At 41.2% G+C, this 8,884-nt stretch carries 9 protein-coding genes; 7 read left to right on the plus strand and 2 right to left on the minus strand.

The window, feature by feature from the left end:
• Window positions 1-660: hypothetical protein (locus D6774_02665; GenBank protein ID RME77967.1), on the plus strand; the 660-nt coding region annotated here is incomplete at its 5' end.
• A 75-nt stretch (window positions 661-735) separates the two neighbouring features.
• Here the strand turns inward: D6774_02665 and D6774_02670 are convergent.
• Together D6774_02670 and D6774_02675 are read right to left on the minus strand one after the other, a co-directional pair.
• Complete coding sequence (locus D6774_02670) at window positions 736-1,410, minus strand: hypothetical protein (protein RME77968.1); 675 nt, start codon at window positions 1,408-1,410, stop codon at window positions 736-738.
• Between the two features lie 87 nt (window positions 1,411-1,497).
• Window positions 1,498-2,115 (minus strand): hypothetical protein, encoded by a 618-nt coding sequence (locus D6774_02675; protein ID RME77969.1) that lies wholly within the window; start codon window positions 2,113-2,115, stop codon window positions 1,498-1,500.
• 230 nt (window positions 2,116-2,345) lie between these two features.
• Here D6774_02675 and D6774_02680 point away from each other — a divergent pair, with 230 nt between their 5' ends.
• From D6774_02680 to D6774_02705, 6 genes are all read left to right on the plus strand, one after another.
• On the plus strand, window positions 2,346-3,065 hold the full coding sequence (locus D6774_02680; GenBank protein RME77970.1) for an ABC transporter ATP-binding protein: 720 nt from the start codon (window positions 2,346-2,348) through the stop codon (window positions 3,063-3,065).
• Window positions 3,062-4,321, plus strand: a complete 1,260-nt coding sequence (locus D6774_02685) for a hypothetical protein (protein RME77971.1) — start codon at window positions 3,062-3,064, stop codon at window positions 4,319-4,321. Before D6774_02680 ends, D6774_02685 begins: the two co-directional genes overlap by 4 nt.
• On the plus strand, window positions 4,318-5,496 hold the full coding sequence (locus tag D6774_02690; GenBank protein RME77972.1) for an ABC transporter permease: 1,179 nt from the start codon (window positions 4,318-4,320) through the stop codon (window positions 5,494-5,496). Before D6774_02685 ends, D6774_02690 begins: the two co-directional genes overlap by 4 nt.
• Window positions 5,489-6,685, plus strand: coding sequence for an ABC transporter permease (locus D6774_02695; protein RME77973.1), 1,197 nt, complete (start codon window positions 5,489-5,491; stop codon window positions 6,683-6,685). Before D6774_02690 ends, D6774_02695 begins: the two co-directional genes overlap by 8 nt.
• A gap of 32 nt (window positions 6,686-6,717) precedes the next feature.
• Entirely contained in the window at window positions 6,718-7,581 is an 864-nt protein-coding gene (locus tag D6774_02700; protein RME77974.1) for a hypothetical protein, read from the plus strand.
• Window positions 7,578-8,884, plus strand: a 1,307-nt coding sequence (locus D6774_02705; GenBank protein ID RME77975.1) for an adenylate/guanylate cyclase domain-containing protein, incomplete at its 3' end; no start/stop codon positions are given. The genes D6774_02700 and D6774_02705, both read left to right, overlap by 4 nt.

Here is an 8,884-nt window from a genome sequence, read left to right on the forward strand (position 1 = left end):
GCATTAGATGAGGGTCCCTTGGAAGGAACGCTCGTCGGTGTTAAAGAAGTAAAGGAGTACTTTCTTGCTCAGCTTAACGAGTTTAATGAAACCACTGAGCGTATTGGTCTTGACGAAATCTGGTATTTTATCTTCAATGGGGAAAAACATACTGTGCGTTTGCTCTCCTTTGAAGGAACAACTGCAAAACTTATGGTAGCATCAAACCCTATCTACCTTATTGACCTTAACGTTGGAGAGCGTATAAAGATAGACCTTACAGGAGACGGCGCAGCGGATTTGCAAATAACCTATCTTAAGAAAGTAGGTGTGAAGGCAGACCTTAATTTTAAGAGGCTTGAGCCCACCATTACGCAGAAAATTATCGCAAAACCCGTTTATTTCGCACGAGACACACTAGGAAAATGGTGGTATGTACATAGCCTTGTGTACTTCATCGCACTCCTAGAAATACTCTTAGGATTGGTATTACTCTCCGCCTATCGACGAGGTCGCAGAGTTGATGACGAACTCATCAAATACATCAAAAGAGGACTTGAGAAAGGCTTTACACAAGAACAGCTCACAAAAAGACTTTTAGAAAATGGTTGGACTCGTGAGGAGATTGAATGGGCATTCAAAGAAATCAACAACAAGAAAAAAGGAAAGAACAAACCTTAGACGAGCGGTTTTCTGAAAAATAGTTATTATTACACTATATGTCTGCACCCACAAAGATATGCGCAGCAACCACTTCTACTCCTTAATGCCATACCAACGGAGCAAGAGGCGGTCTTTTGCCCTTACGAGATCATCATCAGCTCCTTGAATAATAACACAGTTATTATCAAGAGTTACTTGTGCAGGGGCTTCATTAAGCAGAACAATTACTGATTTATTCTCATCATCACAAGTAATAATCGGCACATTATGACATGCATCAGTTTCATTTACCAAACAGCCTGCTACAAGGTATTTACCAAATGCTTTGGTAAGCGCTGTTGAAAGACCTGCATTTGCCTTTCCCACGTACTGTAAATTTTCATCAAGAGGGTCAAACGTGATGTAAAACGTTCCCCTCTTAAGGAAGTCTGCATTAAGCGACCCTTTAACCGGAATGTCCTCAACAGATCGAGGATCGTGATTAAAGGCAACGTCATAAATAGATCCTTTTGGGGCAACAATCTGAGAATACCACACCCCGCTAAAATTAACAAAAGAGAATCCTTCGTAGAGATATCCTTGATCCTCTTTTAATTTCCCCTTAAGATTTTGTTCATGTAAGTCGTCAATGGTGAGAATCTGCGCTGTGTTTCCTGTGAACCTAATAATTCCAAGAATAAGTAAACCTACCACCATCACCACTCCAAGCCCTAGTATGAGCTTATCTTCTGCGGACATACGCTTCATTCTTCGCGCAAATTTTCTCATCTTCATTTTTCAGCTCCGTTGCAATTTCACGTAGTGTTTTCACCTTTGTGTTTTTACCTTTTTACTTTTTATCACACTTCACGCGCATCACAACACTCCGAGTATTTTGTACTCAAGTGCTTGTAAGTATTGCGTAATCGTTTGAGGTTGGCCTTCGATGATGAGGCAATTTTCTTCATAGGTAATGGAAGTCATATTGGCTTCGCGTACCACCACCACAGGTTGTTCTTGACTTGCATTCTCACAGGTTATCACCGGAAGTGCGTAGATTGTTGAGGGTTTGAGTACCCCTTCACCATACGCAATTCCTCTTAGAGGAAGCTCTCTTGCAAAAAACAGTCGTGCTGCATCAACTGCATCAATTGCTCCTTGCTCAGGATCAAAACTGAACACAAAACCGCCGCGCAAAAGTATATCATCAAAAGACTCTAACTCCAATTGTTCAAGGTATTGGGGAAGCGTCGTGAAAAAGTATTTCTCACCATCAATCTTCGCCTCATAACCCACATTGGTCTGCTCAAACACATACCCTTTGTAGGTAACAGAGCCATACGCACTTGAAGGAGCTCCGTAAAATAAAACGCCAAAAACAGAGCCCACCATTAAAAAACCTAAAAACAGGACAAGATACTTTCCTTTCTCGCTCTTCGTCTGATGAGCGCTACGAAGCTGTTTGTTCAAATGTTTTTTCTTTAATCTCGCCATTATTCTACAAGACAAGAAGCACCCTTTAAAATGTTTTTGACATACAACATTTATAAATACAGTTGACGCGTACTCTGCACGGGAGTATGCGAAAGAATCCCATTACGAAGAAAAGCAATCCTTTTCTTTGAAAAACACACTTGCAAAACCGCTTAACAAGCATATCTTAAAAAGATTACAAGTACGCTAAATCAGCAATAAACAGTAAGGCAATAGCTGCAACGAACAACATGAAAAAAAACACTAAAACAGCTACAAAAAAGAAAACCAAGAAAACCATCATCAAACTTGAAAATGTTTGGAAAATTTACCAGATGGGAAAGGTTACTGTTAACGCTCTTCGAGGACTTAACCTTGAAGTCAATAGAGGCGAGTTTATTGCGATTATGGGTCCATCAGGTTCGGGAAAATCCACTGCTATGAACATGATTGGTTGCCTAGACGTGCCTACCAAAGGACGCATCATCCTTGATGGTAAAGACATCTCCAAGCTTCACGAATCTGACCTCGCGCAAATCAGAGGAAGAAAAATAGGCTTTATTTTTCAAAAGTTTAACCTCATACCGACCCTCACAGCAATTGAAAACGTCATGCTCCCAATGAGTTTTCAGGGAGTTCCCTATGAAGAACGCTTAGAGCGAGCACGCAAACTCCTCACCATTGTTGATCTTACTGATCGTATGCACCACAAACCAGCAGAACTCTCAGGAGGGCAACAACAGCGCGTAGCAATTGCACGAGCACTTGCAAACAAACCAGAAGTTCTCCTTGCTGATGAGCCCACAGGAAACCTAGATTCAAAAACAGGCAAAGCAGTAATGGATCTTCTAAAAAAAATCAACAAAGAAGACCATACCACTATCGTACTTGTTACACATGATGAAGATGTGGCAAAGATAGCAAAAAAGGTAGTATTTTTAAAGGATGGACAAGTACAATCAAGAAAATGAAAAGAGATTGCTTTATTCTCATCAGCATCATAAGTCTGAGTCTCCTTTTAGGACTGGTACAAGCACAGACCATTACAGGATTTGGAGATAATGCAGAACTTACAAAACTCCCCCTTCTTAGAATCACTCTTGTAAATCAAGAACCTGAACCCGTAGCTCCAGGATCATTTGTAGAACTCAAACTACTTGTGGAGAACATAGGAGGAGATACTGCAGACAATGTAGAGCTCAAGGTTATTCCAGCATATCCGTTTAGTGCATACGAAGAACAAGACATTATCCCACTAGGAAAACTACAAGGAAGACAAATGGACGATGATGGCAAAATTATTCGCTACCGTCTACGCGTAGCTGAAAACGCCATTGATGGCCTCCACCACATTCGCTTTGCCTACAGGCTCACGTCTGATTACGGAAAAACAAACTGGGTGGAAACAGACGACTATCCCATTCTTGTACGTGCAGAGCAACCATTTCTTTCTATTAGCGAAGTAGGTAACACTCAACTCAAACCAGGAAAAACCACACCAATCACCTTCAGGCTTAAAAACGATGCTTCTTCAGACTTCAAAAACATTGAAGTAACACTTGATATTGGTTCAAGTCCTTTCAGACCCATTGGAACATCAAACAACCAACACCTTGATCGTATCAGTGCGAAAAGCAGTAAGGATATTACGTTTAACTTAACCACTCTCTTTGATGCTGTTTCTGGTACCACGATACTCCCTATCAATCTCACCTTTAGTGACGATGCGGGAAACACCTATACCCGAAGAGAACTCATCGGACTTAACATTTTTGATGAGCCATCCTACCTCACCGCTCTTGAAGAAACAACAGTATACTCATCAAGAGAGCCGGGAAGCGTCATTCTCTCACTTTCTAACATAGGACAAAGCGAGCTCAAATTTGTAACAGCAACACTTCTAGAATCTGAAGACTATGAAATCATAGGTTCACGAACAGCATACCTTGGGAACGTTGAAAGTGATGATTTTGAAACCGGCGAATTCACCATTTACCCCTATGCTAAAAAAGAGGTAAACCTCACCTTCCGCATAAACTACAAGGACGTGTACAACAATGAGTACTCAGATATTGTTCACCAAAAACTCAAACTTTACTCATCATCCGAGCTTAAGGAATTTGGCATTAAAAAATCGGGCAGCTCTCTTGGAAAAGTAATTCTACTCCTCATCCTCCTCGCAGTCATCTACTTTGGATACAGACGCTGGGAGAAAAAGAGGAAATGATCAGAGAATATTTTCTCTATGCATTAAAGAACATTAAAAGACAGCACATACGAAGCTACCTTACGCTCATAGGGATCATTGTTTCAGTTGCAGCGTTGGTTATGCTGGTTAGTCTTGGTGAAGGACTTAAAGGCGCAATAACAGAACAATTTGAACAGCTGGGTAGTGACCAACTCTCCATCTTCCTTGACGGAGGAGACCCCTCATTTTCTACAGGTCTTACAACTGATGATGTTGAATTCGTAAGAAAATTCCCCTATTTTGAAAACGTCGCACCCTATCTTGTAGAACAAGGAGTTAAGGTAACCTTTGATGGTAAAGACGCTTTTGCGCCAATTACGGCGTGGCGTCCTGAAGACCAGTTTTACATTTTTGAAAAAACGGGTTTCGAAACTGAAAAAGGAAGGTTATTCAACAAGGGAGAGCGTTATGCAGTGGTCTTAGGCCACCTCGCAGCAGACACGTATTTTGATGACACTATTCACGTTCGTAACTCCATCGAAATTGAAGGAATTAAATTCAAAGTAGTAGGAATTCTTGAACAGATTGGAAACAATCAAGATGATAATACCATAGGAATTCCCTTTGAAACTGCTCAAGAACTTTTCGGTGACAAAGTAAACTTCATACAAACCATCGTTAAGCCGGGACTTGATATTGACAAAGTATCTGAAATCATAGAAAAAGAATTAGAAGATTACAGGGGACGAGAAGACATTCTCGTCCTCACGCCTGAGCAAATTCTTGAATTTCTTAACAACGTTCTTGGAGGTATCACCGTAATTCTCTCCGCAATTGCATTCATTGCACTCATCGTCGGAGCAATTGGTATTATGAACTCCATGTACACCAATGTTCTCGAGAGAACAAAAGAAATTGGAATTATGAAGAGTGTAGGTGCTCGTCAAAGAGATATTCTGCTGTTCTTCCTTTTTGAAGCAGGAATGATTGGAGCAATCGGAGGCATTATAGGAACTATTCTTGGTGTCGTACTTGCGTTTGGCGCGGGTGAGCTTATTAGTGCAGCAAATTTCTTACCCATCAAAGTTACTGTTGAGTGGTGGGTTGTTTTGTTAGCGATTAGTTTTGCAACGTTTACCGGTATGATTTCGGGATTACTTCCAAGCTATCAAGCATCTCGCCTTGCACCCGTGGAGGCACTACGCTATGATTAGAGACTATTTTAACCTCGTCTTTGCAAATCTTAAGAACAGAAAGCTACGTAGTTTTCTCACCTTGATTGGTATTATCATCGGTGTAAGTGCAATCATTTTGCTCTACACAACAGGCCAAGGATTAGAAAACGTTGCGGGACGAGAGTTTGAAAAATTTGGAACAAGAAAAATACTTATTACTGGAAAAAACATGCAACTCTTTGGTGGCCCTACCGGAAAAGGAGGTCTTACCGTTGAAGATGCCGATGTGGTACGCTCACTTCCTGAAGTGGAGTTTGCAGAACACGCGTACAGACAAACAGCAGAGATACGAGTCGGCAAAGAGACCTACCTCACAACAGTAGGTGCTACTTCAACAGACACCATTGAGAAAAGCTTTGCTAATTCAGGTCTTGAACCCCTTGAAGGAAGACTCATAAAAAAAGGGGACAGGACGTTTATAGCAGTTCTTGGTTATAGTCTTGCAAAAGACACCTTTGATAAGGAGCTTTTTGCGGGTCAAAAAATAAGAGTAAATGGAAACGAGTTCAAAATCGTAGGAATCATGGAAAAAACAGGAAATCAAGTTGATGATTTTGCTGTGTGGATTCCTTTCAAAGCAGGACAGGAAACCTTTGACATAGGTGACAACGTTACAGGTATCGCAGCAACGATAAAAGAAGGAGTTGATATTGAACAAGCAGCAGAATCAATACGAAAACAACTCAAGAAAAAGAGAGGTGAAGAAGATTTTGAAATAGTAACCCCCGTTCAACTTCAAGAACAGAGTCAGAACATTTTAGGCGTGGTTAAACTGGTCATTGTTGCCATCGGACTTATCTCACTTTTTGTCGGAGGAGTGGGAATTATGAACTCTATGTACACAGCAGTTCTTGAACGCACCAAAGAAATCGGCACAATGAAAGCAATCGGCGCAAAAAACAGAGACATTCTTTTTCTTTTCCTCATTGAAGCAGGCCTTCTTGGCATCATAGGGGGTTTGCTTGCAGCTCTTTTTTCAGCTCTTGGAATTCTTCTTCTTAAAAAAATATTTTCAGTGGTAAGCGTAGTTCCTATAGAGATCACTTTTAATCCCTGGCTGTTTCTTTTTGCCATTCTCTTCGCACTCGTCACAGGGGTTGTTGCAGGACTTTGGCCCGCACTTAAAGCTGCGCATTTAAAACCTGTTGATGCTCTTCGCTACGAATAAGTTTATATAAAAGAGAATCCTCTTTTCAGGGTATGAAGAAAAAGATACCTATCCTCCTGGGACTTCTCCTTATCATCCTTGTGGCGGGAAGCATTGTTCTTTACAAAACGGGCTCTGAAGATGTAGCAAAGCTGTACATCACTCAAGGAACAGTCGAAGTGAATCTTGGGGAGGGTTTTGTTCCTGCTGTTGATGAGATGCAACTCTTGCAAGGAGCAATTGTTCGCACAGGACCAGATGGTCGTGCAGATATTGTTCTCCTTGAGCAAGATATTGTAAGTCTTAATCCTGGAACAGAGGTGAAACTCTCAGACATCACACCTTCGAGAACGATTCTTGAACAAAGAGAAGGAAGCACTTGGAACCGTGTAGAAAAAATCACTGGGCGCGAGTATGTCCTGGAAACCCCTTCTTCTGTTGCAACTGTGCGAGGAACAGGTTTTCTTATAAGTTCAGACACACTTCTTGTTGATGACGGTCAAGTTGATCTCAAACACAAAGAAAGTGGAGAGGAAATCGCAGTAACCGCGGGAGAACTCATACGACAAATTCATGCAGGGGAGCTCAAGAAAGAGGACTTGAGCGTTGAAGATCTCAAGATTATTCGAGAAAAAGTGCTTCATGACATTGAGGTCCTTAAAAGGGAAAGAAGAGCTGCCTTTGCAAAACATAAAATCATTTATCAGCAAATGAAGAAAAAATATGGGCTAAGTGATGAAGATGTCTACCAATTCTTAGAAGACCTTGATTCTGGAAAACGAGATTTCTCAAGTATTGAAGATAAACTTCCTTTCAAACCAAAAGTGCTTGAAAAAATGAAACGGCACACTCAACGCATTCAAACACTACAAAAAAGACTTGAACGCATTGATGCTCGCATTGCCGAACTCTCATGAAGAACGCCAGACGAGCATATACCATAAGCTTTCTCGTAGTTCTTTTTTTAGGATTGCTCTTCTTCTTAGGTTTTTTTCAAACGTGGCAGAATGCTGCTTCTGATAACTTATTTACAGAAAAAGAACCTCTCGAAGATATTATTATCATAGCAATTGACGATCACAGTCTTCAAGAAATTGGAAGATGGCCGTGGGATAGGAACACCTATGTGCATATCTTCGAGCATTTAAGAGATGCGCGTGTAATCGGACTTGATGTTGCGTTTTTTGAACCCGCTCCAGGAGATCAGGAACTTGGAGCACTTATGAGATCTCTGGGAACGGTAGTTATCCCTATCGAATTTGATTTTTCAAAGAATGTTACACTCACACCAGCTCCAGGATATGAAAATGTCACTACTGGTTTTGTTAACATCTTCACCGATGATGATGGGATTACTAGAACATTACCGCTCGAGTATCAAGGGAAGAAGAGTTTTTCTCTTGCACTCTACGAAAAGTGGAGAGGAAAAGAGGTTAAAGCACCGCAAAACCCTCTTCGCATCAACTATGTTGGTCCTCCCTTCACGTTTAAAACCATAAGCTTTGCTGATGCTCTTAAAACTAACTTTACTGGGAAAATCGTTCTTATTGGCGCTACAGCGCCAGATCTTCATGACGACGCTCTCGTTCCAACATCTCATGGACGGGCCATGCCCGGAGTTGAAATTCATGCAAACGCATTACAAACTCTCATCATGGGGCAGTATCTTACACAAACCCCTGCTTTTGTAACTCTCCTACTTATGTTGCTCATAGCAGCACTTATCACCACCGCCCTTCTTCGACTTCCTCTTATCCCTGCAAGTATAATAACACTTGCAATACTCATTGCATATATCTTTCTTTCCATTCTTTTCTTTGATCGCGGAATCATCCTTAACATAATCTATCCTACGCTTACTGGAGTTCTCGTCTATGTTGTTCTTGTCGCTTATTTCTATGTGCAGGAGTTTATTGAGAGGCAACGTGTAAAAAATATCTTTGGAAAATATGTTTCTCCGCATCTTGCTGAGCATATTCTTGCAACAACGGATAAAGAAGATATTACGCTTGAGGGGGAAGAGCGCAACATCGCAGTGCTTTTCGCAGATATACGAGGGTTTACCTCAATGAGTGAGAAGATGAAACCTCGAGAAGTTGTGTCCATGCTTAACACCTATCTTGGAGCAATGACAAAAAGCGTTTTTGACAATAACGGCACACTTGATAAGTACATGGGAGACTGTATCATGGCACTCTTCGGAGCACCTCTTCCTGCGAA

Source organism: Candidatus Woesearchaeota archaeon (genome assembly GCA_003695435.1).
Lineage (GTDB): Archaea > Nanobdellota > Nanobdellia > Woesearchaeales > UBA11576 > J101.

Coding starts and splice junctions, on each gene's coding strand:
- D6774_02670 (RME77968.1), bottom strand. CDS start 1,410: ATGAGAAAATTTGCGCGAAGAATGAAGCGTATGTCCGCAGAAGATAAG.
- D6774_02675 (RME77969.1), bottom strand. CDS start 2,115: ATGGCGAGATTAAAGAAAAAACATTTGAACAAACAGCTTCGTAGCGCT.
- D6774_02680 (RME77970.1), top strand. CDS start 2,346: ATGAAAAAAAACACTAAAACAGCTACAAAAAAGAAAACCAAGAAAACC.
- D6774_02685 (RME77971.1), top strand. CDS start 3,062: ATGAAAAGAGATTGCTTTATTCTCATCAGCATCATAAGTCTGAGTCTC.
- D6774_02690 (RME77972.1), top strand. CDS start 4,318: ATGATCAGAGAATATTTTCTCTATGCATTAAAGAACATTAAAAGACAG.
- D6774_02695 (RME77973.1), top strand. CDS start 5,489: ATGATTAGAGACTATTTTAACCTCGTCTTTGCAAATCTTAAGAACAGA.
- D6774_02700 (RME77974.1), top strand. CDS start 6,718: ATGAAGAAAAAGATACCTATCCTCCTGGGACTTCTCCTTATCATCCTT.